Genomic DNA, 26,257 nt, shown 5'->3' with positions numbered 1-26,257 from the left:
GGTGTCCCAGGGCGCCCCCCGCTCGTCCAGGGCCACGACGACCGCGCCGGCGGGGACTGCCGCCAGCAGTCGCTCGCCCTCGGCGGCCCGGCCCTGGCTCGCGGGCAGGCCCCGCTGGCGCGCCGGCAGCTCGACCTCGCGCAGGACCAGCGTGCACTCCCGGGGCATCCTGCGGGCGTATTCCTGGACGCCCTCCGCGACCCAGCGAGGCATCCCGGCTCCCACGGCGACCAGGTGGACGCGCACCGGGGGTTACCCCGCGGTCGCCTCCCGGCCGGGCGGCACCGTCCACAGGCGCTCGAGCTGGTAGAAGTCCCGCACCCTGGGCAGCATGACGTGCACCACCACGTCGGCGAGGTCGATCAGCACCCACTCGCCCTCCTGGTCCCCCTCGACCCCGAGCGGCGGGTGGCCGGCCTCGCTCGCGCGGGTGCCCACGTTGCGGGCCAGCGCCCGCACGTGGCGGTCGGAGTTGCCGCTCGCCACCACCATGAAGTCGGTCCACGAGACCTTGCCGCGGACGTCCAGGACGATCACGTCCAGGGCTTTCAGTTCCTCGAGGGCCGCGACGGCCAGGTCGCGCAGGGATTCAGTGTCGTGCAAGGTACAGTCCTCTCTCTCGGATGATTTCCAGTACAGGGTCGGGCAGGAGCCAGCGCGGGTCCCGGCCGGCGGCGAGGAGCGCCCGGATGCGGGTCGCCGAGACCTCGAGCCCCGGCAGGTCCACCAGCACGACGCCGCCGGCCAAGCGCCCGGCCAGCCCCTCGGGACGCTCCACGCGGGCCCCTTGCAGGAGCTCGGCGACAGGGCCCCGGGCCGGGAGCCGCCCCCCGGGGCGCCGGGCGACCGCGAGGTGCGCGAGCGCCGGGATCTCCCGCCAGCGGTGCCAGGTGTCGAGGCCGCGGAACGCGTCGGCGCCGAGGCACAGGCAGAGCGGCTCCTCCGGGTGCTCGGCACGCAGCTCGGCGAGGGTGTCGACGGTGTAGGAGGGGCCGGGGCGCGCGAGCTCCCGCCCGTCCACCTCCAGGGCGCGCGTCCCTGCCACCGCGGCCTCGAGCATCGCCAGCCGGTCCTCGGGCGCTGCGGCCGGGACCGGCCGGTGCGGGGGCACGCGCGCCGGGACGAGCTTCAGCACGCGCAGCCGGAGCGCCTCGACGGCCTCGAGCGCGAACCGCAGGTGGCCGTGGTGAACGGGGTCGAAGGTGCCCCCGAGGACTCCGATCACTGGCGGATGTGCCCGTCCCCCAGGACCACGAACTTCTGGGAGGTCAGCCCCTCGAGCCCGACCGGCCCGCGGGCGTGGAGCTTGTCCGTGCTGATGCCGATCTCGGCCCCGAGCCCGTACTCGAATCCGTCGGAGAAGCGGGTCGAGGCGTTGACCATCACCGAGCTCGAATCGACCTCGGCGAGGAAGCGCCGGGCCCGCGTGAAGTCCTCGGTCACGATCGCGTCGGTGTGGTGGGAGCCGTAGCGCTCGATGTGGTCGATGGCCTCGTCGAGGCCGTCGACGACGCGCACGGACAGGATGGGCGCCAGGTACTCCGTGCTCCAGTCCTCCTCGGTCGCCTCCCGGGCGTAGGGCAGGAAGGCCCGGGTCTCGGGGCAGCCGCGGAGCTCCACGCCTGCGTCCCGGTACATCTCCCCCAGGACCGGCAGGATGGACGGCGCGATGGCCCGGGCCACCAGCAGGGTCTCCATGGTGTTGCAGGTGCCGTAGCGCTGGGTCTTCGCGTTGTAGGCCACCCTCACCGCCTTCTCCATCGCGGCCCGGTCGTCGATGTAGACGTGGCAGATCCCGTCCAGGTGCTTGATGACGGGGATCCGGGCCTCCTCGGTGATGCGGGCGATGAGCCCCTTGCCGCCCCGGGGGACGATGACGTCCACGTACTCACGCATGCGGATGAGCTCGCCCACCGCGGCGCGGTCGGCCGTCTCCACCACCTGCACCGCGGCCCGTGGCAGCTCGGCGGCGGCCAGGCCCTCCTGGATGCACTCGGCGATGGCGCGGTTGCTGTGCAGCGACTCCGACCCCCCGCGCAGGATGCTCGCGTTGCCGGCCTTCAGGCAGAGCGCGGCGGCGTCCGCGGTCACGTTGGGCCGCGACTCGTAGATGATCCCGATGACGCCGAGCGGCACCCGCATGCGCCCGACCTGGATCCCCGTCGGGCGGTAGGCCATGCCGGTGATCTCGCCGATCGGGTCGGGCAGGGCGGCCACCTCGCGCAGGCCCTGGGCCATGGCCTGGATGCGCGGGTCGGTCAGCGCGAGGCGGTCGAGGAAGGCGTCGTCGAGACCCCGGGCGCGACCCTCGGCGAGGTCGCGCTCGTTGGCCTCGCGCAGGGCATCGGCCTGGGCGAGGAGGGCGTCGGCGGTGCGCAGCAGGGCCAGGTTCTTGGGGCTGGTGCCCGCGGCGGCAAGGGCGCGGGCGGCGCGCCGGGCGTTGCGCCCGAGCTCGAGCATGTAGGCTTGGATGTCCATGGCGGCCTCGCTGGTCGTGAGGCGGCGATCATGTACCACGCGGGGCGCGGAGGCCACAGCGTCACGGGGGCCCGGGGGACTTTCCCGCGACCTCCAGCACCAGGCGGGACAGCTCCGTCCAGGGGTCCGCAGGCTCCAGGCCCTTGACCATGCGGTCGATCGAGCCCAGCCGGCGCAGGAGCGCGAGCCACCGGGAGGGCTCGTGGCGCTCGAGCGCGGAGCGCACGGCCCCCTGGCGGCTCTCCCAGACCCGATAACGGGGGAAGAGCCGGGCGAGGGGCTCGCCCCGGGCCGCCGCCCGGGCGATGGACGCCAGCGTCCGCAGCTCCCGGGCGAGGGCCCAGACCACGAGGGGCGCCTCGACGCCCTCCGCGCGCAGGCCCTCCAGCACCCGGGCGCCGCGCCGGGCGTCGCCGGCTACCACGGCGTCCACGAGGTCGAAGACGTCGTAGCGCGCGCTCTCCCCAGTGCTCGCGAGGACCTCCCGGACGTCGACGCGGCCGCCCGGGTGCAGCAGGGCCAGCTTGTCGAGCTCCTGGGCGCAGGCGAGGAGGTTCCCCTGGGTGCGCTCGGCGAGGAGTGCCGCCGCCTCGGCGCTGAGCTCGAGCCCCGCGCGCCGGCCCCGAGCCTTCACCCACCCCGGCATCTCCGGGAGGGCCACCGGGCGCGTGGGTACCGAGACGCCGGCCTTCTCCAGGGCCTCGAGCCAGGCGGCGGAGCGCTGCTTCGGCTCGAGCCTGCCGAGCACCACGAGGAACACCACGTCCGGGGGCGGCTTCCCGGCGAGCCGGGCGAGCACCGCGGCGCCCGCGTGCCCCGGGCGGGAGCCCGGCAGGCGGACCTCGAGCAGGCGCCGGGGGGCGAACAGGGAGGGGCTCGCGGCCTCGGTGCCGAGCGCGGCCCAGTCCGCGTCGGTCACGGGCTCGAAGGTCACCCGCTCCGAGAAGCCCCGGTCCCGGGCGCTCGCCCGGATGGCGTCGACCACCTCGTCGGTCTGCAGCGGCTCGCCGCCGTGGACGACGTAGATCGGCCGCAGGCCCGCGGCGAGCTGGCGGCTCAGCTGCTCAGGGCTGGCCTGCACCGGCGGCGCCTTCGCCCCGCAGGGCGAACCGCAGGCGGCGCAGGACCTGCTGCACCGCGTCGCGCCTCATCTCGGCGTAGATGAGGGCCTCTTCGTCGCCCATGGCGATGACGGCCGTCGGATCGAAGGTGTAGTCGCGCACCAGGCTCACCGTCTGCGGGGGCAGGATGGCGCTCCCGTCCTTGCGTGCGAGCTGGTAGGTGAGCGCGTAGGAGAGCTCGTACTCCCGGGCCTTCCCGGTCCTGGGGTCGACCGCCAGCAGCCGCCGGTCCTGCCTCTCGCCGGTGACCAGCACCGCCACGTCCGCGTCCGCGCGGTCCGTCACCTGCCGGGCGCCGCCCGCCTCGAGGTACATGGCGATGGGCTCCCCGAGGAGCGCGCTCGGGGCCTGCACGTAGACCTTCGAAACGCCGGGCGGCAGCTCCACCGCCCCCCTCGGGTGGAAGCCGCAGGCCCCCACCAGCAGGGCGAGGACCGCCAGCGCCGGGACGACCGCCGGCAGGGGGATGCGGCCGCCGCCCGCGCCCCGGCCTCGCCCCGAGGACTCGTGCCCCGAGGACTCGTGCCCCGAGGGCTCGCGCCCGGAGGAGTCTTGCCCGGAGGGCATCATCCCTGCACCACCACGTTGACGAGCTTGCCGGGCACCACGATCACCTTGCGCACCACCTTGTCGGCGATGAACCGGCGGACGTTCTCGCTGGCGAGGGCGGCGGCCTCGACCTCGGCCTGCCCCGCCCCCGCAGGGACGCTGACCCGCCCCCGGAGCTTGCCGTTCACCTGCACCACGAGCTCCACGGTGTCGCGGGTCAGGGCCGTGGGGTCGGGGACCGGCCAGGGGGCGTCCACCAGGGCCCCGGCGTGGCCGAGCTCCCGCCACAGCACGTGGGACGCGTGGGGGACGATGGGGGAGAGCAGGAGCACCACCGCCTCGAGGCCCTCCTGCATCAGGGCCCGGTCCGCGGGGGACTCGCCGCCCGCGCGGGCGAGGGCGTTGACGAGCTCCATCACCGCCGCGATGGCGGTGTTGAAGGTGTAGCGCCGGCCGAGGTCGTCGGTGACCTTGGCGATGGTCTCGTGGACCTGGCGGCGCAGCTCCCGCTGCCGGTCGTCGAGCGCCGAGGCGTCGAGCCGCCCGGCGCCGATCCCTGCGCCAGCGAGCGCGGGCGCAGGCCCGGCGTTGACGTGCGCGGCCACCAGCTTCCACAGCCGCTTGAGGAACCGGGAGGCGCCCTCCACGGCGTTGTCCGACCACTCCAGGGACTGCTCCGGCGGGGCCGCGAACATGATGAAGAGCCGCGCCGTGTCCGCGCCGTAGCGATCGATGAGCGCCTGGGGGTCGACGCCGTTCCTCTTGGACTTGGACATCGTCCCGATGCCGCCGTACTCCACCGGCTTGCCGTCGCCCCTCGCACTCGCGCCGGTGACCCGGCCCCCCTCGTCGAGCCGCAGATCGAGCTCGTCCGGGGCGAAGTAGGTGATGCCGCCCTTCTCGCCCTGGCGGAAGAAGATGTGGTTCAGCACCATGCCCTGGGTGAGCAGGCGCTCGAAGGGCTCGTCGTAGCTGACGAGCCCCAGGTCGCGCATCACCTTGCTCCAGAAGCGCGAGTAGAGCAGGTGCAGGATGGCGTGCTCGATGCCCCCGATGTACTGGTCCACCGGCATCCAGTAGCCGACCCGCCCGTCGACCATCGCGCCCGCCGCGTCGGAGCTGCAGTAGCGGGCGTAGTACCAGGACGAGTCCACGAAGGTGTCCATGGTGTCGGTCTCGCGCCGGGCCGGCCCGGCGCAGCGCGGGCAGGTGCAGGCGAGGAAGTCCTCGCGCTTGGCCAGGGGGTTGCCACTGCCGTCGGGGACCACGTCCTCGGGCAGCACCACCGGGAGTTGGTCGTCCGGAACCGGGACCTCGCCGCACCGAGCGCAGTGGACGACGGGGATCGGGCAGCCCCAGTAGCGCTGGCGGGAGATCGCCCAGTCGCGCAGCCGCCACATCACCTGCTGGTCGCCGAGCCCGCGGGCCCGCAGGTCCGCGGCGATCGCCTCCACGGCGTGGTCGTAGTCCAGGCCGTCGTAGGGGGCGGAGTGCACGCAGCGCCCGTGCTCGGCGTACCAGGGCTGCCAGGCCTCGTCGGAGAACGGCCTGCCGTCGTCCCAGGCGATGGACTGGCGGATCGGCAGGCCGTACTGCCGGGCGAAGGCGAAGTCGCGCTCGTCGTGGGCGGGGACCGCCATCACCGCACCCTCGCCGTAGCCCATCAGCACGTAGTTGCCGACCCAGACCGGCACCTCGGCCCCGGTGAGGGGGTGGGTGACGGTGAGTCCGGTGGGCATCCCCTTCTTCTCCACCGTGGCGAGGTCCGCCTCCATCACGCTGCCCCGGCGGCACTCGTCCACGAAGGCGGCGAGGGCCGGGTCCCGGGCCGCGGCGTAGGCCGCCAGCGGGTGCTCGGCCGCCACTGCGCAGAAGGTCACGCCCATGATGGTGTCGGCGCGCGTGGTGAACACCCACAGGCGCTCCTCGCGCCCCTCCAGCGTGTAGGGAAAGGCGAAGCGCACGCCCTGGCTCTTACCGATCCAGTTGGCCTGCATGGTGCGCACGCGCTCGGGCCAGCCGGGGAGCCGGTCCAGGTCCGCCAGGAGCTCCTCGGCGTAGCGCGTGATCGCCAGGTTGTACATGGGGATCTCGCGCTTCTCGACCGGCGCGCCCGTGCGCCAGCCGCGCCCGTCGATCACCTGCTCGTTGGCGAGCACGGTCTGGTCGACGGGGTCCCAGTTCACCACCCCGGTCTTCTGGTAGGCGATCCCCTTCTCCAGCATCCGCAGGAACAGCCACTGGTTCCAGCGGTAGTACTCCGGCTTGCAGGTGGCCAGCTCCCGGGACCAGTCGATCGCGAAGCCGAGCGAGCGCAGCTGGCGCTTCATGTAGGCGATGTTTTCGTAGGTCCAGCGCGCCGGCGGCACGCCGTTCGCGATGGCCGCGTTCTCGGCGGGCAGCCCGAAGGCGTCCCAGCCCATCGGCTGCAGCACGTTGCGGCCCTGCATGCGCTGGTAGCGGGCGATCACGTCGCCGATCGTGTAGTTGCGCACGTGCCCCATGTGCAGGCGCCCGCTCGGGTACGGGAACATGGACAGGCAGTAGAACTTCTCCCGGCCGGGGTCCTCGCGGACGCGGAACACCTCGTTCTCGTCCCAGTATCGCTGGGCCTCGGCCTCTACCTCTCGGGGTTCGTAGCGCTCGTCCATGGGGGTCGTCAGATGGGCCAGTGACAGGCGCGTGAGCATAGCCCACGTGGGGCGGGGGCTCTAGCCGGCGGTCGAAAAGGCGTTATCCTGCTTCCCCTCTCACGCCCCTCTGAGGAGAACCCAGCATGACCCGTTTTGCACGCACCACCTGCCTTGCGCTCGCCTGTGTCTTTGGCCTGAGCGCCTGCGCCACCGACGAGTACGGCCAGCGCGCCCCCATGAGCGACACCGCCAAGGGCGGGATGATCGGCGCCGGCCTCGGGGCGGCGGTCGGGGCCCTTGTGGCCGACAAGCACGGCAAGGGCGCGCTCATCGGCGCGGTCGGCGGCGGCGTCGCCGGCGCCCTCGTGGGCAAGTACATGGACGACCAGAAGCGGGACTTCCAGAAGGTCCTGCAGCCGGAGATCGCCTCGGGGGCCATCACCCTGCAGGCCCAGCCCAACAACCAGCTCGTGGTCAGCATGACCGGCGGGACGGCCTTCGACACGGGCTCGAACCAGATCAAGGCCGCCTTCTACCCGAGCCTCGACAAGATCGCCGGGGTGGTGAACCGCTACGGCAAGACCCAGCTGGCGATCGTGGGCCACACCGACAGTACCGGCGCGCTGCAGATGAACATGGACCTGTCCCAGCGCCGCGCCGGAGCGGTGCAGGACTACCTGCTCTCTCGCCAGGTCATTCCCCAGCGCCTGAGCGCGACCGGCGTCGGGCCGAACCAGCCCCGGGCGGACAACGCCACCGAGGCGGGCCGGGCCCTGAACCGCCGCGTGGAGATCACCATCATCCCCGTGGTCGAGGGCTGACGGCTACGGCCCTCGCTCAGCCGAGGGCCCGCTTGTCGGCCACCAGCTTGTCGATGAGGGGGCCGAGGATCACCTCCATCGCGAGCCCCATCTTGCCGCCCGGCACGACGAGGGTGTTGCGCCGGGACATGAACGAGTCCCGCAGCATCGACAGCAGGTAGGGGAAGTCGACCTTCAGCTTCGCGGGCTCCCGGAAGCGGATCACCACGAAGCTCTCGTCCGCCGTGGGGATGTCCCGGGCGATGAACGGGTTCGAGGTGTCCACGGTCGGGACGCGCTGGAAGTTGATGTCGGTGCGCGAGAACTGCGGCGCGATGTAGTGCACGTAGTCGGGCATGCGCCGCAGGATGATCTCGGTCACGTCCTCCGGGCGGTAGCCCCGCTCCCCGGTGTCCCGGAAGATCTTCTGGATCCACTCCAGGTTCACGATCGGCACCACGCCGATCAGCAGGTCTATGTGCCGGGCGACGTTGGCCGTGTCGGTCACCACGCCCCCGTGCAGACCCTCGTAGAACAGCAGGTCGGTCTTCTCCGGGATGTCCTGCCACGGGGTGAACTCCCCGGCCTTCTGGCGGTAGAGCGCGGCCTCTTCCTCGTCGTGCACGTAGTAGCGCCGCTGGCCCCGCCCGTTCTCGCCGTAGGTGCGGAAGGTGTCCTCGAGCTTCTCGAAGAGGTTCGCGTCGGGACCGAAGTGGCTCAGCGTGCGCCCTTCGGCCTGGGCCTTCTTCACCCGCTCCCGCATCTCCACCCGGCTGTAGCGGTGGAAGCTGTCGCCCTCGTAGATCGCCGGGGTGATCCCCTCGCGGCGGAAGATGTGCTCGAAGGCCCGCTTGACGGTGGTGGTGCCCGCGCCCGACGAGCCCGTGACCGCGACGATGGGGTGTTTGCGCGACATCGAAGACTCCTCCTTTCCTGGCACGCCCTCACGCCGGGGTCGCCCCTCGGCCCGTTGGCCGCCGTGCGCCCCGTGCCCCGCGCTCGCGCCCGGTTCCGACCGGGAGTCTAGTCGAATCGCGATCCGCCCGCGCGCCTCTCCCGGGAACGCCTCCAGGGCCAGCGGCCGGCCGGGGCGAAGGTGCGCACCAGGAGGCGCAGGCGCTCCAGGTCCCCGCCCGAAGGGGCGTAGCGCACGGCGACATAGGCGCCCGTGACCGACTCGATGGCCCCCGCCTCGGCGGGCAGGGACCGGCTGGCGCGCCGCGCGAAGGCGAGGGGGGCTTCGGCTGGGGCCCGCGCGACACCCCGGCGCGCGAGGACCCGGCAGAACCGGTCGTAGGCCCGGCGCGCCGGGTCGAGCCGCCGCCCGCGCCGCAGGTGCAGGAGCAGGGAGACCACGAGCAGCGGGACGCCGGTGAGCAGGGCCAGGGCGGTACCGAGCCGGCGCCAGTCGCCGGGGTCGATGCCCACGCGCCCGAGCAGCTCGCGCTGCCGGCGCTGCTCGTAGCCGAGCACCCACTGGTTCCACCAATTGTTGGCGGCGTCCCAGCCGTGGCGCATCCCGTGCAGCAGGCGATAGACCCCGGAGTCCTCATCGAGGAGCAGCCCCGCGAAGGGCGCGACGGCCTCGGGCAGCGCGGCGTCGAACCCTCGCTCCACGCGCGCCGGGGACACCGCCCCGGTGGGGTCGACGCGCACCCAGCCCCGTTCCTCCAGCCACACCTCGGCCCAGGCGTGGGCGTCGCGCTGGCGTACCACGAGATAGCCGTCCAGCGGGTTGACCTCGCCCCCCTGGTAGCCGGTGACGACCCGCGCGGGCACGCCCGCCGCGCGCATCAGCACGGTGAAGGCGCCGGCGTAGTGCTCGCAGAAGCCCTTGCGCGACCCGAAGAGGAACTCGTCCACCGGGTCGCCCAGCAACAGCGGGGGGTTCAACGAATAGACGAATGGCTGCTCGCGGAACAGGAGGAGCGCCTTCCTCACGCGGGCCTCGGGGTCCGCGTCCCCGGCCTGCCACCCCTGCGCGAGCGCGACGGCGTCCGGGTGGGCCCCGGGGGGCAGCTCCAGGGCGAGCCGGCGCTGGCGTTCGCTGAGCGTGGGTAGCCGGTAGCGGGTGGCCGAGGTGGCCTCGTAGCGCATGCGCTGGCGCACGGGAGCGGCCGCGAGGAGCTGCAGGTCGCCGCGGACCTGTGTCCCGGGTGGTGGCTCGACGGGTGCGTCGAGGGCGTAGAGCCAGCGCCGGCCGTGGGGCTCGAGCGTCACCTGGTAGCCCGTCGCAGGGCCCTCGGCGAGGACCTGGGGGGCCGACTCCTGCCCCCCGTCTCCCGCGCTCCAGCTCCGGCCGTCGGTCGTCCAGAGCACCGGGCCGCGCCAGTAGAGCTCGCCCCGGGGGGGCTGCGCGCCGGAGAAGCGCACCCGGAAGGCGACTTCGTCGGACAGCCCGAGCCGGCTGATGAGCCCCGGGCTCATGGTGTCGTCGAGGCCGCTGCGGGCGGAGTGGGCGTCGGAGGGCAGCGCCCACAGGGGGCCGGGCAGGCGGGGGAAGAGCACGAAGAGGGCTACCGCCACGGGGCTCGCCTGCAGGAGCAGGGAGCCGGCCAGCCCCAGTTGGCGGCGGACGGGCCAGGCCGTGCCGGGGGGCAAGGCCAGGGCGGCGAGCGTGGCCGTGAGCAGGGTGAGGGCGGCCGTGAGATAGAGGCCGGTCGGAATCGACTGGGTGTAGAGCAGGTTGGTGACCACGAGGAAGTACCCGAGCAGGACCCCCACGAAGGCGTCCCGACGGGTGTGGGTCTCCACCAGCTTCAGCCCGCTGAAGGCGACCAGCAGGGCCACCCCGGGGTTGCGCCCGAAGACCTGGCCGTAGCTCGCGTACACGCCGACGGCCACGGCCAGCGCGAGCGCGAGCCGCAGCGCGCGCCCCGGCGGCGCTGCGCGCCCCGCGAGCTCCGCCAGGCGCCACAGCGCGAGGGCGAGGAACAGCGCCGTGGCCCAGAGCGGGACGCGCCCGGCGTGCGGCAGCACCACCATCGCGAGCGCCCCCGCGAGCCAGAGGACCTGGGGGGTGGAGACCCCGGGCGGCGCGCTCACGGTGTCCCCGGCCGGGCGCCGTAGAGCGCGAGCGCGGCGAGGCAGCGTTCGGCGTGGCCCTCGCCGAGCCCCGAGGCGAGCGAGGTCCCCGGGAGCTCGAGGGCGTACCGCACCCCCGCCCGCTCGGCCTCCAGCACCCAGCGGGCGAGCTGCGAGAGACGCTCCTCGGTGCCGCCCGCGCCCGCCTCCGCCAAGCGCAGCGTCACCTCCTGGCCCGCGTCCCCGGCAAATAGCTTTACCGGCAGATCGCGCCCCCGCGCGGCGGCCTTCCAGTGGATCCGCCGGCTCGAATCCCCGCGCACGTAGTCCCGCAGGCCCGCGAAGTCCTGCTCGGCGGGGCCCCGGGCGCCGGGCGCGGGCGCCGGATCGGGGCTCGACGGCGCCGGCAGGGGCAGGCTCCCGGCCGGGCGGGGGTAGACGAGGCAGCCTGTCTCGAGCTCGAGCGGCGACCAGGCGCGCACGAGGCCGAGGGGGTAACGCGTGCCGACCCGCAGGCGTCCCAGGGCGAGGCGCCCGCGCCGGGGCGCGGGCACGGGCAGCTCGACGCACACGCTCCCCGCCCCGGGCAGGGGGGCGCCCACCTCGTGCCAGCGACCGCGGCGGGTCCCCGCGTCCGCCCGGCGCCAGGCTACGGTCACCGCCGGGCGGAGGCCGGGGGCCTCGAGGCAGACCCGGAAGAGGGCCTCACCCCCGGCGAAGACCGGCTCCACGCGCGCGGGGCGCAGGGTGAGCCCGAGAAGGTTGCGGTGGGCGTGCAGCGCGGAGACCAGGCCGAGTCCCGCGAGCAGGAAGGCCACCAGGTAGGCGAGGCTGTTCGCGTAGTTGATGGCGCCGATCAGGATGGCCCCGGCGGTGGCCCCGAAGGCGAAGCCCTGGGCCGTGGGCAGCACGAAGACCCGGCGCCGGTCGACCGTGTACGCCCCCGCCGGCGGCGTCGCCCGGCCGACCCCGAAGAAGTCCCGCAGCAGCACGCGCCAGGGGCGCTCGGCCATTCAGGGCACCGGCACCCCGGCGAGGAGCCGGGCCGGCCCCTCACGGGAGGACCCGCCGGAGTCGTCCACGAGCCGCAGGCGGTGGCCCACGACCCCGGGCAGCACCGCCTGGACGTCGTCCGGCAGCACGTGGTTCCGGCCCGCCATGAGCGCCCAGGCCTGGGCGGCGCGCAGCACCGCCAGTCCCGCCCGGGGGGAGAGGCCCGAGCGTAGCTCCGGTGACTCCCGGCTGAAGCGCACGAGCGCCTGCAGGTAGTCGAGCAGCGCCTCCGAGGTGTGCACCCGGGGGACCGCCCGCTGTACCGCGACAAGGTCCTCGACCCCCAGGCAGGGGGACATTCCCTCGAGGAGCTCCCGGCGGTCCTGCCCCCGGAACAGCTCGCGCTCGGCGGCGGGGTCGGGGTAGCCCAGCTGCAGGCACATGAGGAAGCGGTCCAGTTGCGACTCGGGCAGCGGGAAGGTGCCGACTTGGTGGGAGGGGTTCTGGGTGGCGATGACGAAGAACGGCTCCGGCAGCGGGCGCGTGGTGCCCTCCAGCGTGACCTGGTGTTCCTCCATCGCCTCGAGGAGCGCGCTCTGGGCCTTCGGGGTCGCCCGGTTGACCTCGTCGGCGAGGACCAGCTGGGCGAAGATCGGCCCCGGGTGGAACTCGAAGCGCCCGGTCTGCCGGTCGTACACCGACACCCCCAGCACGTCGGCCGGCAGGAGGTCGCTGGTGAACTGGACGCGGTGGAAGGACAGCCCGAGCGACCGGGCGAGCGCGTGGGCCAGGGTGGTCTTGCCCACGCCCGGCACGTCTTCGATGAGCAGGTGCCCCCGGGCGATGAGGCAGGCGAGCGCGAGGCGGATCACCTCCCCCTTGCCCAGAATGGTCCGGGAGACCTGGGTGACGACGGGCTCGAGGAGCTCTCGCATGACGGCCACAGTGGGAGGGGCAGGCCCGGTGATCGGCGGCATCCATCCGGTTAGTCGCGGCGCCGGGCAGAAAGTTTAGCTCGCCGGCCCCCGGCGGCGCGGCCCCCCTTCCGACTGCTGGTATCCTTGGGCGGAGCGGGCTTGGAGCGGGGGTGCTGAGGTGAGGAGGCGGCGCAGGAGGTCCCTGGAGGTCGGGCGGCGCGTCCTGGGCGCGCTGTTCTGGACCACCGTGGCCGTCCTCTCGCTGGTCCTGGCCCTGCCGGCGCTCATCCCCCACGTCGTGCCCTGGGTCGCGGCCCGCTACGGCTTCGACGTGGCCATCGAGCGGGCGAGCTACGCCCTGCCCGGGCCGGAGCTGCGCCTGCAGGGGCTGCGGGTCGGCGCCGCCGGGCAGGCCCTGCAGGCCCGGGACGTGCGCGTCGCCCTCGACGCGCGCGCCCTGCTCGCGGCCCGCCTCGAGCTCTCGGCCCTCGCAGTCGAAGGGGCACGCTTCACCCTCGTGCCGGTCCCGCAGGAGCAGCGCTCCGGGTCGTGGCAGCTCTTCGGCCTGCGCCCGGTCCTCCCCGCGGGCCTTGCCCTGCCCGTGCCGGCCGCGCTCGAGCTCCGGGACGTGGGGCTCACCTTCCCGGACAGCGCCGTCCCGGACCTCGATCTGGACTTCCTCAGCCTCGCCCCGGCGCCTGCGGGGAACCGGCTGCTCGAGGCGACCGCCCGCACCGCGGGCGGCGAGGTCCGCGTCGAGGGCTCCCTGACGGGGCCCGGCGCGGCGGGGGGCGAGTTGCGGCTCCGGCTGGAACGGGTCGACCTCGAGGCGCTCGCGGGACTCCTGTCGCCCGTTCTCCCGGGCGCGCGGGAGGGCCGCGTCGGGGGAGACCTGAAGGCCGGTTGGTCGTCCGCGCGCGAGCCGGTGACCCTGGAGGGCGCGCTGGACTTCGTGCAGGTCGCCGCGGACCTCGCCGGGTCGCGGGTCGCGGACGCCACCGGGCGTTGGGAGGGCACGGTCCGCCTGGCGCGGGGGGGCGCGGGGGTGACCGGTGCGCGGGTCGTGGGGCGGCTCTCGCTGGACCGGGGCGCCCTGTCCACCTCCGCCGGCAGCTTCGAGGCGGAGGGGCTCCTCTTCGAGGGTCGGACCGGCTGGGAGATGTCTGCCGGTGAGCTTGGGGAGTGGACCCTGGACGGCGACGGGGAGGTGGAGCACGCCGCGGTCCGCGAGGGGCCGTGGGCGGGTGCGCGGGCGCGGCAGGCGGCGTTCTGGGGGCTCTGGCGGGGCCCGGGCCGGGAGCCCTCCCTGGGCCAGCTGCGGGCGGCTCGGGTCGACCTGCCCGCGGCTCGGGGCGAGGCGGTGCGGGTTCAGGGCCTGTCGCTCGGCGAGGAAGGGATCAGCCTCGGCGAGCTGACCGCAGGGCCGGTGACGGTGCCGGGCCCGGACGACGCCCGCCCGGCCACGGCGCAGTCCGTGGAGGCGACGGAGGTGGTCTTCACCCCCTCCTGGAGTCGCGCCGGGATGGTGATGGTCACGGGCCTCGTCGCCCCCGGGCCCCAGCCCGACGGGGGGCTCGAGCTCGCCGGGGCCGTCCTGCAAGGGGTGCGGGTCGGCGGGGGCGAGGGTACGCACCTCGCAGAGGTCCAGCTGCGCGGCCTCGCCCTCGCCGGGGTCCGGGACGAAGGCGGGCGCTGGCGCTGGCCGGCGCTCCCGCTGGCCGCGGGCGAGGCTCCGACGGTGGACGGTGTCCTGGTGGCTCCCGGCGCCCGCGTCTCCTGGACCGACCTCACGACCGACCCGCCGGTGCGCATCGCGCTGACGGACGTGGAGGGCCGGCTCGGCGCGCGCGACCGCACTCGCCCGGGGCGTTTCTCCGCCCGGGCGAGCCTCGCCGAGGCGCGGACGGAGGTCTCGGGCGAGCTCGGCACGGCAGGGGGGGGCGCTGCGGCCAGCCTGCGGGCGACCCTCTCCGGGGTACCGCTCGCGGTCCTCTCGCCCTATCTGCGGGAGGCGCTCGGATGGGACCTCTCCGCGGGGTCGGTCTCCGCCGAGGTCGACGCCCGCGCCTCCTCCGCCGGCTGGGGTGGGCGCGTGCGCCTGGGCCTGTCGGGCGCCGAGGTCGTCCCGGCGCGGGGCAGTGGAGCCGGCACCCGCTGGCTCGCGCGGGGGCTACTCCTGCTCGCGGACGGTCAGGGGCGCGCAGCGGCGGACCTGACATTCGGCGGTGGCGCGCGCCTGGAGCGGGCCCTCTCGGACGCCCTCGCGGCCTCGGTCGAGTCGGCCTACCGCGCGGCGGGCCTCAGCCGGGCCCAGGCGGTCCAGCTGCTCCGGGAGGGGGCGGTGCCCCTCGCCCGGGTGGAGCTCGACGCCGGGGGGGAGCCCGAGGGCGCCGGCGCGGCCCGTCTGGAGTCCCTGGCGGCCCTCCTGCGGGCGCATCCGGGGGCCCACCTGGAGGTCTGCGGCCCCGGTCCCGAGGCCGAGGTAGTCCGTGAACGTTTGCAGCGCGCCGGCCGCCTGCCGGCCACCCAGCTGGGGACCTGCGCCGACGTGCCCGCCGGCGACCAGGCCCTCGGCCCGCCCGGCGTCGGCCTGACCCTGCGCTCAGCGCCCTGAAGAGGACCCCATCCATGGAAGGACATTCCCCGCTCGACTCCCTGAACGAAGCCCAACGCGTGGCGGTGACCGTGGACGGGCAGCACGTGCTGGTGCTCGCGGGCGCCGGCAGCGGCAAGACCCGCGTCCTCACGCACCGGGTTGCCTGGCTGGTGGACACGGGCCGGGTGACCCCCTGGGGCGTGCTCGCGGTGACCTTCACCAACAAGGCGGCCGGGGAGATGCGCGGGCGGATCGAGCAGCTGCTCGGGGTGCCCGTCCGGGGGATGTGGGTGGGGACCTTCCACGGTCTGGCGCACCGGATGCTGCGCACGCACTGGCGCGAGGCCGGGCTGCCCGAGGGCTTCCAGATCCTGGACTCCGACGATCAGCTGCGGGTCGTGCGCCGGATCCTCCGCGAGCTTGGCCTGGACGAGGCCCGCTACGCGCCGAAGCAGGCCCAGTGGTTCATCAACTCGCGCAAGGACGAGGGCCTGCGCCCCGGGCACCAGGGTGACCGGGGAGACCCCTGGTCGGCCCAGATGCAGCGGGTCTTCGAGGCCTACGAGGCCGCCTGCCGGCGCTCGGGGCTGGTGGACTTCGCCGAGCTCCTGCTCGCGAGCCACGAGCTGCTGCGGGGCAACGAGGCCCTGCTCGCGCACTACCGCCAGCGCTTCCGCCACGTGCTGGTGGACGAGTTCCAGGACACCAACCCGCTGCAGTACGCCTGGCTCCGGCTGCTCGCGGGGGAGGCGGGGCACCTCTTCATGGTGGGCGACGACGACCAGTCGATCTATGGCTGGCGCGGGGCGCGCATCGAGAACATCCAGCGCTTCACCCAGGACTACGCCGACGCCCGCATCGTGCGCCTGGAGCAGAACTACCGCTCCACCGGGACCATCCTGAAGGCGGCCAACGCCCTCATCGCCCGCAACCAGGGCCGGCTGGGGAAGACGCTGTGGACGGCCGGGCGCGAGGGCGAGCCCCTGCAGCTCTACCGGGCGTTCAACGAGGTGGACGAGGCCCGCTTCGTGGTGGGTGAGATCCAGCGCTGGGTCGACGGCGGCGGGCGCTGGGGCGACGCCGCGCTGCTCTACCGGGTGAGCGCCCAGTCGCGCGTGCTCGAGGAGACGCTCGTCGCCCGGGGCATCCCCTACCGGGTCTACGGGGGGCAGCGCTTCTACGAGCGGGCCGAGGTGAAGGACGCGCTCGCCTACCTGCGGCTGGTGGCGAACCGCGACGACGACGCCGCCCTGGAGCGGGTCATCAACCAGCCTCCGCGCGGGATCGGCGAGCGCAGCGTGGAGCTCATCCGGGAGCAGGCCCGGGCCGGGGGGATCCCCCTCTGGCAGGCCGCGCTCCGGACCGTGCGGGAGCGGGCCCTGCCGCCGCGGGCGCTCAACGCCGTGGCGGGGTTCCTGCGCCTCGTCGACGCCCTCGCCGAGGCGACGCGCGGCCTCGGGCTCCACGAGCAGATGGAGCACGTCGTCGCCGCCAGCGGCCTCGTCGACCACTTCCGCGCCGACACCGGCGAGCGCGGGGTCTCCCGCATCGAGAACCTGGAGGAGCTCGTGACCGCGGCGCGCGAGTTCGACGGGGGCGAGGCGGGGGACATGGACCCTCTCGCCGCCTACCTTGCCCACGTGGCCCTCGAGTCCGGGGAGCAGCGCGCGGAGGCGGGCGAGGAGGGCGTGCACCTGATGACGCTGCACGCGGCCAAGGGGCTCGAGTTCCCGGTCGTCTTCCTGTGCGGGCTCGAGGACGGGCTCTTCCCGCACCAGCACAGCCGCGACGACCCCGCCCGGCTGGAGGAGGAGCGCCGGCTCTGTTATGTGGGGATCACGCGGGCGCGGGAGAAGCTCTATCTCACGATGGCGGAATCCCGGCGCCTGCACGGCACCGACCACCCCGGCATCCCGTCCCGCTTCCTGCGCGAGCTGCCGCCGGACCTCGTGCGGGAGGTCCGTCTCGGGGGCACCGTTTCGCGCCCCGCGCCGTTCCCGCGCCGGGCGGAGCCCTCGGGCCCCTTCCGCCTCGGCCAGCAGGTGCGCCACCCCCAGTTCGGGGAGGGCACGGTGCTGGATCTGGAGGGCTCCGGCAGCCAGGCCCGTGTCCAGGTCAACTTCGGCCGCACCGGGACCAAGTGGCTGGTCGTCGCCTACGCCCGTCTCGAGCCGGTGTGAGCGCCGCCATGGACGTCGCGCGCCGCCCACGCTATCCTTGCCCGCCTCGCGTCGCGCCCGTAGCTCAGCTGGATAGAGCGTTGGCCTCCGGAGCCAAAGGTCGTGAGTTCGAATCTCGCCGGGCGCGCCATACCGACTTCCCTGCCGGGCTGAAGGCGTCCCTGGGGGGGTGAGCGTGAGCGAGTCGAAGACGGACGCCGCGGGCGACCGCTATCTGCAGGAGCGGCGGCGCGCCCTGCGCTTCTTCAACGGGTCGTCCTTCCTCTACCCGGTCGTGGAGCGGCGCCTGGAGCCGGAGTACCGCGACGCCCTGGACGAGCTGGGCCTTGCCGCCGGCGCCACCGTGCTGGACCTCGCCACGGGCACCGGGGGGCTCGCGGGCGCGTTCGCCGCGCGCGGCCACCCCGTCACGGGCCTCGACTTCGCCGAGAGGCTCCTCGCGCGCGCCCGGCGCAGGTTTCCCGAGGTGGAGTTCCGCCACTTCGACCTGCTGCACCTGGACCGCCTGGAGGCGAAGTCCCGGGACGTCGTCTCCATGGCCTATTTCCTCCACGGCCTGTCGCCGGAGTTCCGGCGCTTCGTCCTCGCCGAGGCCGCGCGCATCGCGCGCGAGCACGTCCTGGTCTTCGACTACTGCTGCGACGGCGGCCTGCTCGTGCGCCTGATCGAGTGGGTGGAGGGACCGAACTACCCGCTCTTCGTCGCGGAGGACCGGGAGCGCGAGCTCCTCGGCGCGGGCCTGGAGCTCGAGCGGGCCAGGCGGGTGTCGAAGTTCGGCGGCTACTGGCTCTGCCGCCCCATCTAGCCACCCCATCTGGCCAGTTCGACCCCGTCTCGCCGCGGGTGTAAAATTTCGCGAAAAAGGGAGGACTCCGACCATGAGCGAATTCATCATCGACTTTCCCGGCGGCGCCCGCGTGGACGCCCACTACGGCTCGTACACGGTGCACACCGACCAGCCCCGCTCCGGCGGCGGCGACGACTCGGCCCCCGCCCCGTTCCTGGTCTTCCTCGCCTCCATCGGCACCTGCGCTGGCATCTACGTGCTCGGCTTCTGCCGCCAGCGCGGCCTGCCGGCCGAGGGGATCCGCCTGGTGCAGCGCATGGAGATGGACCCGGCGACGCGCCTGGTGCGCCGGATCTACCTGGACATCCAGGTCCCACCGTCCTTCCCGGAGAAATACCGGGACGCGCTCATCCGCGCGGCCGACCAGTGCGCAGTCAAGAAGCACCTAGAGAACCCGCCCCAGTTCAGCGTCACGACCAGCGTGACGGAATAGGACGCCCCCGGGCCGACCGGCCCGCTCAACGCGAGCCCGGGCCGACCGGTCCGCGCGGCGCCGGGCCCGACCCGGCGCGCGCCTCCCCCAGCTCCTCGTCGATCTCCTCTTCCAGCGCCGCGCCGTGCCGGTGGCGCCGGTAGAGCCACACGCCGAGCAGGCTCGAGCCCACGAAGAGCAGGACCGCGAGGCTGATGCGCACGCCCGGGTGGAAGGTCACGCCGCTGCCCGCGAGGGCGAAGGCGGCGGTCTGGGGCACGTACCCCAGCGCGGACCCGGCGAAGAAGGGGGCGGCGGCGACGCTGGATACCCCCGCCACCAGGTTGGTGACCAGGTTGTTGCCGACGGGCAGCAGGCGGATGACCAGCGCCATGGCGAAGGGGTGCCCGCGCAGGAAGTCGTCGAGCTTGCGGATGCGGCTCGGGAACCGGTCCAGGACCAGGCCGCGCCCGAGCCAGCGGGCGTAGCCGAAGGCCAGCCAGGCGCCGGCGGCGGTGGCGAGCAGGGCGAGCGCGGAGCCCCGGGTGAAGCCGAAGGCGTAGCCGCCGAGGAACGCCACGACCTGGCGCGGGAAGCCGAGCGCGGTGGTGAGCGCGCCCATCCCGAGGAACAGCAGATCCCCCGCCCAGCCCTTGTCCCGCACCCGGTCGTCGACCCAGTGCTCGGAGAGCATGTCGGCGAGGTCCAGGTGCTCGGAGAGCCAGCCCAGCAGGGCGAGCGACAGGATGAGCGAGAGGCCCCGGAGCAGTGCGCGCAGGCTCATCCGGGATGGCGACCGCAGTGAGGGTGGCGGTTGGGGTGGCGGTGACGACAGCGGTGGGGGTGGCAGCCGCCGCAGCAGCGGCGGGGTGGAGCCCCCTGGCTCCACCCCCCGCTCTTCGGTGCCGGTGCTACACGCAACCCTGGGCGAGCATCGCGTCGGCGACCTTGACGAAGCCGGCGATGTTCGCGCCACGCACGTAGTCGACGAACCCGTCCTGGTCCTTGCCGTAGCGCACGCAGTTGGCGTGGATGGACTTCATGATCTGCTGCAGCCGCGCGTCGACCTCTTCACGCGGCCAGCGGACCACGCCGGCGTTCTGCGTCATCTCGAGGCCCGACACGGACACGCCGCCCGCGTTCGCAGCCTTGCCCGGCCCGTAGAGGATCTTCGCCGCGAGGAACACGTCCACGCCCTCCGGGGTGGTGGGCATGTTGGCCCCCTCGGAGACACACTTGCAGCCGTTCGCGACGAGCGTCTTCGCCGCGCGGCCGTCGATCTCGTTCTGCGTTGCGCTCGGGAAGGCGAGGTCGCACTTCACACCCCAGGGGCGCTCGCCGGCGAGGAAGCGCGCCCGCGGGAAGCGGTCGGCGTACTCCTTGATCCGCCCGCGGCGCACGTTCTTCAGTTCCATCACCCAGGCCAGCTTCTCCGCGTCGATGCCGTCCTCGTCGATGATCGAGCCCGAGGAGTCGGACATGGAGATCGGCTTCGCGCCGAACTCGATCAGCTTCTCGACCGTGTACTGGGCCACGTTGCCGGAGCCTGAGACCAGGGCCACCTTGCCGCGCACGCTGTCGCCGCGGGTGGCGAGCATCTCCTGAGCGAAGTACACCGAGCCGTAGCCGGTTGCCTCGGGCCGAATGAGGGAACCGCCGTAGGGCAGGCCCTTGCCGGTCAGCACGCCGTTGAAGCGGTTGGCGATGCGCTTGTACTGCCCGAAGAGATAGCCGATCTCACGGCCACCGACGCCGATGTCGCCGGCGGGGACGTCGGTGTCGGGCCCGATGTGGCGGAAGAGCTCGGTCATGAAGGACTGGCAGAAGCGCATCACCTCGTTGTCGCTCTTGCCCTTGGGGTCGAAGTCCGAGCCGCCCTTGCCGCCGCCCATGGAGAGCGTGGTCAGGCTGTTCTTGAAGACCTGCTCGAAGGCGAGGAACTTGAGCACGCCGAGCGTGACCGTCGGGTGGAAGCGCAGGCCGCCCTTGTAGGGGCCGATGGCGCTGTTCATCTCGATGCGGAAGCCGCGGTTGATCTGCATCTGCCCCTGGTCGTCGATCCATGGCACGCGGAACAACACCACCCGCTCGGGCTCCACCATCCGCTCCAGGATGCGGGCCTCGCGGTACGCCGGGTTGGCGTCCACCACGGAATACACCGAGGCGAGGACCTCGCGCACCGCCTGATGGAATTCGGGCTCGTTGGGATTCCTGGCCACCACGTCGGCCATGAACTGCTCGACCGCCTTGGCGATGCGTGCGGCGTTGGCGCCGCCCGGAACTTCACTCGTGCTCGATGACATGCTCACTCCCGAGGGCCAAGCCCCACTGTTGTTGACGCCGACCACGAGCGGAGCGGTCCTCTCATCCCCCCAGCCGCCCCGCCGCGTTCAAGCTCACGGTCCCCGCGTGCCCGACAAAGCCGTGCCACACAATTGCAGCAGCCGCGGCACGCGGGGGTAGTCCGCTGCGGACGCGAACGATAGTCTCGCCGCCGGGCATTCGCAATAACCTATACTGGCCCGGACTCCCCGCGGGGTCGCGCGCCGGCCCCGCCCTCGGCGGAACCCGGAGACCGACCATGATCGAATCCCCTTTCAGCACCGGCATCCCGGCACTCGACCGGGTATTTCGTGGATTGCTGCCTGGCGACAACCTGGTCTGGCAGGTCGACCACATCGACGACTTCGCGCCCCTGGTCCCCGCCTGCTGCCAGGCGGCGCGCAGGGCGGGGCGCAAGCTCGTGTATCTGCGCTTCGCGGAGCACCCGCCGCTGCTGGAGGAAGGGGACTGCGCGGAGGTGCGCCAGCTGGACATCTCCCACGGGTTCGAGCGCTTCATCACCGGCGTGCGTGCGGCGATCCGCGAGGCGGGGCGCGGCGCCTTCTTCGTCTTCGACTGCCTCTCCGATCTCGCCGAGACCTGGTCGAGCGACCGCATGCTCGGAAACTTCTTCATGCTCACGTGCCCCTACGTCTACGACGTGGAGTCGCTCGCGTACTTCCCGATCCTTCGCGGCCTGCACTCGGCGCAGGCCACCGGGCCCATCACGCACACCGCGCAGATCGTGACCGACGTGTTCCGGCACAAAGGCCTGGTCTACATCCAGCCGAGCAAGGTGGAGCACCGCTACTCGCCGACCATGTACATGCTGCACGCGTGGGAGGGCGAGGACTTCCGTCCGATCTCGGACAGCTCCGTCATCGCGGAGATCCTGACCGAGCAGCCCTGGGCGGGGCTCGACTCCGTGCGCTTCCGCCTCGGCAAGTGGAACCGCACGTTCCTGCTGGCTGAGCGGGTGTGGGAGGTGCAGCAGCGCGGGGAGAAGCCTGCGGTGGACCCGGGGCAGTTGTTCCGCTCCCTGTTGCGCATGGCCTTCACCCAGGACGAGCGGGTCCTGCAGCTCGCGGAGGCCTATCTCGACCTCGGCGAGGTGCTGAGGATCTGGAAGCGGATGATCGGCACCGGCCTCATCGGCGGCAAGTCGGTCGGCATGCTGCTCGCGCGCGCCATCCTGCGCAAGCAGGATCCGCGCTGGAGCTCGCTGCTCGAGGCTCACGACTCCTTCTACATCGGCTCGGACGTGTTCTACTCGTATCTGGTGGACAACGGCTGCTGGCTGCACCGCCAGCGCCAGCGCTGCCAGGGCGATTTCACCGACGACCTGCACGAGGCGCGCCGGCGGATCATCACCGGCCGGTTCCCCGACGAGATCGTGGCGGACTTCTCCGAGATGCTCGACTACTTCAGCCAGTCGCCCATCATCGTGCGCTCGAGCAGCCTGCTCGAAGACAGCTACGGCAACGCCTTCGCCGGAAAGTACGAGAGCGTGTTCTGCGCCAACCAGGGATCGCACGAGAAGCGCCTGGACGATTTCATCGCGGCGGTGAAGACGATCTACGCGAGCACCATGAGCGAGAAGGCGCTGCGCTACCGCGAGCAGCGCGGGCTGCTCGACCGCGACGAGCAGATGTCGCTGCTCGTGCAGCGCGTCTCGGGCCGCCGCTACGGCAACCTGTTCTTCCCGCAGGTGGCGGGCGTCGGGCTCTCCGTGAACCCCTACGTCTGGAACAAGCTGATCGACCCCCGGGCGGGGATGGTGCGGCTGGTGTTCGGGCTCGGGACGCGCGCGGTGGATCGGTCCGACGACGACTACACGCGGGTCGTCGCGCTGAACGCGCCCCAGCGCCGGCCCGAGAGCGACGTGGAGGAGGTGCGCCAGTTCTCGCAGCGGCGCGTCGACGTGATCGACCTCGACGCGAGCCAGGTGGTGGCGGTGGAGTTCAACGACATGGTCGCGCGCGGGTACGACCTGCCGCTGCACGTCTTCGCCTCGCTCGACCAGGGGCTCGTGCGCCGCGCCGCGCGCGACGGCCTGCCGCCGCCGACCGCGCAGCTGCTCACCTTCGAGCACCTGCTCGCGAAGACTTCCTTCGTGGCCGACATGCGCCGGATGCTGCAAACGCTGGAGGAGGCCTACCGGTACCCGGTCGACCTCGAGTTCACGGCGAACTTCTTCGACGGGGACCACTACAAGATCAACCTCGTGCAGTGCCGCCCGCTGCAGGTGGCCACGGAGGTCGCGGCCGAGAGCCTTCCGGCCGAGCTCGCCCCCGGGGACGTGGTGCTGGAGGCGTCCGGCGCGGTCATCGGGAAGAGCCGCCAGCACGCCATCGACCGGGTGGTCTACGTCACCCCGTCCGTGTACGGGCAGCTGCCGACGCAGGAGCGCTACGCGGTCGCGCGCCTCATCGGGCGCATCCTGCACGCAGACAGGGAGTCACCCGCGCGGCGGGTCCTGCTGGCCGGGCCGGGGCGCTGGGGCACCACCATGCCGATGCTCGGCGTGCCGGTTTCGTTCTCGGAAATCGACACGGTCTCGGTGCTCTGCGAGATCGTGGCCATGCGCGAGAACCTCGTGCCCGACGTCTCGCTCGGGACGCACTTCTTCAACGACCTGGTGGAGATGGACATCCTCTACACGGCGCTCTTCCCGGGGCGCCCCGGCAACGCGTGGAGCCTCGAATTCTTCGAGCAGTCCCCGAACCGCCTGGCGGAACTGGTGCCCGACGCGGCCGAGTGGTCCCACGCCGTGCGCGTCGTCGACCTTGCTCCGCCCTCGTCGGGGGGGGCGAGGCTGATGGTCTGGGCGAGCTCGCTCGACCAGCGGGTTCTGTGCTATCTGTCCGGCCCGGCGCAGGGCTCGGGCCGGGGGGATTAGGGGGAAACCGCGATGCTTGCCGAGGTCACCGTCGGGCTCTGCTCCATCAGCGACCGCGCGTCGAGCGGCGTGTACCAGGACCAGGGCATCCCGGCCCTGGCAGAGTGGCTCGGCCGGGTGCTCCTGAACCCGATCCGCCGGGTCGAGCGGCTCATCCCGGACGAGCAGCCGCTCATCGAGCGCACGCTCGAGGACCTCGTGGACCGGGAGGGCTGCTGCCTGGTGCTCACCACCGGCGGCACCGGACCGGCGCCCCGGGACGTCACCCCGGAGGCCACCCTCGCCGTCGCCGACCGAGTGCTGCCCGGCTTCGGCGAGGCCATGCGGGCTGTCAGCCTCCGCTACGTGCCGACGGCCATCCTCTCGCGGCAGGTGGGGGTGACACGCGGGTCCTGCCTCATCCTGAACCTGCCGGGGCAGCCGAAGGCCATCCAGGAGACCCTGGACGGGGTGTTCGCCGCGGTGCCCTACTGCATCGACCTGATCGGGGGGCCGTGGGTGGAGACGCGCGAGGAGCTCGTGAAGGCCTTCCGCCCGAAGTCCGCGCGCCGCTCCCCTTCCCCGGGGGCCAGCGGGGCAGGCTGAGCCCCGGGGCGGCAGGGCCCCGCTCAGTCGACCTCAGCGCGATTGCGGCCCGCCTGCTTGGCGCGGTAGAGGGCCCGGTCGGCCCGCTCGAAGACCGACGCCGGCGTGTCGCCCGGGCGGAACTCCGCCGCGCCGCAGGATACGGTGATCAAGACCCGCTGGTCCTGGTACTGGAACTGCAGCGCCTCGACCGCCTGGCGCAGCTTCTCGGCGACGCTTGCGGACGCGTCCCGGCCGGTCTTCGGCAGCAGCGCCACGAACTCTTCGCCGCCGTGGCGGGCGAGGAAGTCCGACTCGCGCAGGGTCCCCGCAAGGACGTCGCTGATGGCCTTGAGCGCCCGGTCGCCAGCGGCGTGCCCGTAACGGTCGTTCAGCGCCTTGAAGTGGTCCACGTCCAGGACCAGCAGCGAGAGAGGGTCCCCGTAGCGCCGCCAGTGGGCGAACGCCTGGGCGGCGCGCTCCGCGTAGGCGAGGCGGTTGTACAGGCCCGTCAGGGGGTCCCGCACGGCACGCTCGCGGGCCCGGTGCAGGCGCTCACGCAGCCGGCCGGTCTCGGCCACCAGGCGGACCAGCCGTTCGGAGGTCGCCCGGGCCTCCTCGTCTGCCTTGGCGTGGCGCCGCCCCTCGACGCGCAGGTGCTCGCCCACGTGGGTTTCCACGGCGGCGAGCCCCAAGCGCACCGCCTCCTTCAGCCCATCCACGTCCCGCGCCCGCTCGACCGAGATGCGCATCCCGGCGACCTCGTGCTTCACCTGCTCGCCCAGGGTCTCGCGGCCCTCCTGGGAGGCCTGGCGGTCGAGGCGGGACCGGGACAGGTTGTCCCCCAGCTCGGCCAGACGCTCACTGACGTCGCTGAGAAAGCTCTCGAGGCCCCGCTTCTCCTCTTCGAGGCCCCTGCGCACGCGGCCCACCAGGTCGGCGACGGCCTTGACGAGGGGGGGAAGTTCCACCGGAGGGACCGGTCGGCTCAGACGGTCGAGCAGCCCCGCCACGGTGTCGCCCTCCGCGTCCCGGGGCTCCAGGCGGTGGAGGATCTCTGCGAGGACGTCCTCGGGGGTGACCGCCCCGGCCGCGCCCGCCCGGACCGCGTCGGGCGCGCCCCCGGCGCTGGCGCTCCGGCCCTTGCGGGGCGCAGGCGCGCGCAGGGCGGCGTCGGCCAGGTCGCTGGCGATGGCCGCGAAGCGCGGACTCTCCGCGTTCTCCCGGCCCGCCTCCCGGAGCCGCTCGAGCTCGGGGGCGAGGTCGGGGTGGGCCTCGACGGTGGCCAACGCCATCCGGCCCAGGGCCCGGCGCAGGAGCCGCTCGACCTCCGACCACCCGCGCTCCTTCTGCTCGAGCTCGTCGAGGCTGTGCAGATAGCGGGTCCTCCAGTGGTCGACCGGGTCCTCGGGCTTGGATCTTGCGCGCAGCATCCTGGGTCGGGCCGGTTGTGAGGGTGACTTCGGCTCTTGTTCGACCCGAGCGCCCAAAACTTTAAGGCGCGCGCCCCTGCGGGTCCGGAGCTCGCCCCAAAAAAAAACCGGGGCGGGCTGCACGCCCACCCCGGTCGGTGACCCTGGGGACTACTTGCAGGCCTGGCCCGCGTAGAAGGCCGCCAGGTTCGCGATGTCCTGGTCGTTCAGGCCGGAGACCATGGGCTTCATGCTGGCCGCCTGGCCACCGGTGCGCTCGCCGGCCTTGTAGGCCTTCATCGAGGACTCCAGGTACTGGACGTTCTGGCCCGCGATCTTCGGGTACATGGGCACGGTCGCGTTGCCGTCGGGACCGTGGCAGCCGGCGCACGCGGCCGACTTCGCCTTGCCCGCCGCCGCGTCGCCGGCGGCCAGGGCGCTACCCCACGCGCCCATCAGGGCGCAGGCCAGTGTCGCAACGAGGACCTTCTTCATTTCGTTCTCCCGGTG

21 protein-coding genes and 1 tRNA gene are annotated in these 26,257 nt (G+C 73.2%); 8 read left to right on the top strand and 14 right to left on the bottom strand.

Going from position 1 to position 26,257, the window contains the following annotated elements; genetic code table 11:
* Window positions 1-252 precede the first annotated feature (252 nt).
* From rsfS to KA217_08665, 6 genes are all read right to left on the bottom strand, one after another.
* Window positions 253-603: a ribosome silencing factor gene (gene rsfS, locus KA217_08690; GenBank protein ID MBP7712523.1), complete on the bottom strand. Its 351-nt coding sequence runs from the start codon at window positions 601-603 to the stop codon at window positions 253-255.
* The gene (gene nadD, locus KA217_08685; protein MBP7712522.1) at window positions 590-1,225 is read right to left on the bottom strand and encodes a nicotinate-nucleotide adenylyltransferase; all 636 of its coding nucleotides are present in this window, start codon (window positions 1,223-1,225) and stop codon (window positions 590-592) included. The genes rsfS and nadD overlap by 14 nt, the downstream gene beginning before the upstream one ends.
* Complete coding sequence (locus KA217_08680) at window positions 1,222-2,478, bottom strand: glutamate-5-semialdehyde dehydrogenase (protein ID MBP7712521.1); 1,257 nt, start codon at window positions 2,476-2,478, stop codon at window positions 1,222-1,224. Before KA217_08680 ends, nadD begins: the two co-directional genes overlap by 4 nt.
* Window positions 2,479-2,539: 61 nt before the next feature.
* Complete coding sequence (locus KA217_08675; protein MBP7712520.1) at window positions 2,540-3,559, bottom strand: DNA polymerase III subunit delta; 1,020 nt, start codon at window positions 3,557-3,559, stop codon at window positions 2,540-2,542.
* A complete protein-coding gene (locus tag KA217_08670) occupies window positions 3,543-4,166 on the bottom strand; it encodes a hypothetical protein (protein MBP7712519.1) in 624 nt (207 codons plus the stop codon). The genes KA217_08675 and KA217_08670 overlap by 17 nt, the downstream gene beginning before the upstream one ends.
* Window positions 4,166-6,799, bottom strand: a complete 2,634-nt coding sequence (locus KA217_08665) for a leucine--tRNA ligase (GenBank protein MBP7712518.1) — start codon at window positions 6,797-6,799, stop codon at window positions 4,166-4,168. Before KA217_08665 ends, KA217_08670 begins: the two co-directional genes overlap by 1 nt.
* Before the next feature lie 125 nt (window positions 6,800-6,924).
* Here KA217_08665 and KA217_08660 point away from each other — a divergent pair, with 125 nt between their 5' ends.
* Window positions 6,925-7,602 carry an OmpA family protein gene (locus KA217_08660; GenBank protein ID MBP7712517.1) on the top strand — a complete coding sequence of 226 codons (678 nt, stop codon included), beginning with the start codon at window positions 6,925-6,927 and terminating at the stop codon, window positions 7,600-7,602.
* 16 nt (window positions 7,603-7,618) lie between these two features.
* On the opposite strand, the gene KA217_08655 is transcribed toward KA217_08660, so the two are convergent.
* The 4 genes from KA217_08655 to KA217_08640 form a co-directional block, all read right to left on the bottom strand.
* Window positions 7,619-8,497 carry a phosphoribulokinase gene (locus KA217_08655; protein MBP7712516.1) on the bottom strand — a complete coding sequence of 293 codons (879 nt, stop codon included), beginning with the start codon at window positions 8,495-8,497 and terminating at the stop codon, window positions 7,619-7,621.
* A 107-nt stretch (window positions 8,498-8,604) separates the two neighbouring features.
* Window positions 8,605-10,626, bottom strand: a complete 2,022-nt coding sequence (locus tag KA217_08650; GenBank protein ID MBP7712515.1) for a DUF3488 domain-containing transglutaminase family protein — start codon at window positions 10,624-10,626, stop codon at window positions 8,605-8,607.
* The gene (locus KA217_08645) at window positions 10,623-11,618 is read right to left on the bottom strand and encodes a DUF58 domain-containing protein (GenBank protein MBP7712514.1); all 996 of its coding nucleotides are present in this window, start codon (window positions 11,616-11,618) and stop codon (window positions 10,623-10,625) included. Before KA217_08645 ends, KA217_08650 begins: the two co-directional genes overlap by 4 nt.
* Window positions 11,619-12,533, bottom strand: coding sequence for an AAA family ATPase (locus KA217_08640; protein ID MBP7712513.1), 915 nt, complete (start codon window positions 12,531-12,533; stop codon window positions 11,619-11,621).
* Window positions 12,534-12,693: 160 nt separating this feature from the next.
* Here KA217_08640 and KA217_08635 point away from each other — a divergent pair, with 160 nt between their 5' ends.
* The 5 genes from KA217_08635 to KA217_08615 all read left to right on the top strand — a co-directional run bounded on the left by KA217_08635 (window position 12,694) and on the right by KA217_08615 (window position 18,571).
* Window positions 12,694-15,129: a DUF748 domain-containing protein gene (locus KA217_08635; GenBank protein MBP7712512.1), complete on the top strand. Its 2,436-nt coding sequence runs from the start codon at window positions 12,694-12,696 to the stop codon at window positions 15,127-15,129.
* Window positions 15,130-15,143: 14 nt separating this feature from the next.
* Window positions 15,144-17,291 (top strand): DNA helicase II, encoded by a 2,148-nt coding sequence (gene uvrD, locus KA217_08630; GenBank protein MBP7712511.1) that lies wholly within the window; start codon window positions 15,144-15,146, stop codon window positions 17,289-17,291.
* 53 nt (window positions 17,292-17,344) lie between these two features.
* Window positions 17,345-17,421: transfer RNA gene (locus KA217_08625), tRNA-Arg, on the top strand.
* 39 nt (window positions 17,422-17,460) lie between these two features.
* Complete coding sequence (locus tag KA217_08620) at window positions 17,461-18,096, top strand: class I SAM-dependent methyltransferase (protein ID MBP7712510.1); 636 nt, start codon at window positions 17,461-17,463, stop codon at window positions 18,094-18,096.
* Window positions 18,097-18,169: 73 nt separating this feature from the next.
* Window positions 18,170-18,571, top strand: coding sequence for an OsmC family protein (locus tag KA217_08615; protein ID MBP7712509.1), 402 nt, complete (start codon window positions 18,170-18,172; stop codon window positions 18,569-18,571).
* Window positions 18,572-18,596: 25 nt separating this feature from the next.
* Here KA217_08615 and KA217_08610 read toward each other — a convergent pair whose 3' ends face one another.
* Both KA217_08610 and gdhA read right to left on the bottom strand, forming a co-directional pair.
* On the bottom strand, window positions 18,597-19,334 hold the full coding sequence (locus KA217_08610; protein MBP7712508.1) for a TVP38/TMEM64 family protein: 738 nt from the start codon (window positions 19,332-19,334) through the stop codon (window positions 18,597-18,599).
* A 127-nt stretch (window positions 19,335-19,461) separates the two neighbouring features.
* Window positions 19,462-20,853 carry an NADP-specific glutamate dehydrogenase gene (gene gdhA, locus KA217_08605; protein ID MBP7712507.1) on the bottom strand — a complete coding sequence of 464 codons (1,392 nt, stop codon included), beginning with the start codon at window positions 20,851-20,853 and terminating at the stop codon, window positions 19,462-19,464.
* A gap of 278 nt (window positions 20,854-21,131) precedes the next feature.
* Between gdhA and KA217_08600 the strand changes: the two genes are divergently transcribed.
* Window positions 21,132-23,771 (top strand): pyruvate, phosphate dikinase, encoded by a 2,640-nt coding sequence (locus KA217_08600; GenBank protein MBP7712506.1) that lies wholly within the window; start codon window positions 21,132-21,134, stop codon window positions 23,769-23,771.
* A 12-nt stretch (window positions 23,772-23,783) separates the two neighbouring features.
* On the top strand, window positions 23,784-24,356 hold the full coding sequence (gene mog, locus KA217_08595) for a molybdopterin adenylyltransferase (protein ID MBP7712505.1): 573 nt from the start codon (window positions 23,784-23,786) through the stop codon (window positions 24,354-24,356).
* Between the two features lie 23 nt (window positions 24,357-24,379).
* On the opposite strand, the gene KA217_08590 is transcribed toward mog, so the two are convergent.
* Both KA217_08590 and KA217_08585 read right to left on the bottom strand, forming a co-directional pair.
* Complete coding sequence (locus tag KA217_08590; protein MBP7712504.1) at window positions 24,380-25,768, bottom strand: GGDEF domain-containing protein; 1,389 nt, start codon at window positions 25,766-25,768, stop codon at window positions 24,380-24,382.
* Between the two features lie 150 nt (window positions 25,769-25,918).
* Window positions 25,919-26,242 (bottom strand): cytochrome c, encoded by a 324-nt coding sequence (locus KA217_08585; protein ID MBP7712503.1) that lies wholly within the window; start codon window positions 26,240-26,242, stop codon window positions 25,919-25,921.
* Window positions 26,243-26,257: the final 15 nt, after the last annotated feature.

The organism is Gammaproteobacteria bacterium, assembly GCA_017999615.1.
Lineage (GTDB): Bacteria > Pseudomonadota > Gammaproteobacteria > JAABTG01 > JAABTG01 > JAGNLM01.
The sequence above is the reverse complement of the archived record's forward strand: the minus strand, read 5'-3'. Positions and strand labels throughout refer to the sequence as shown.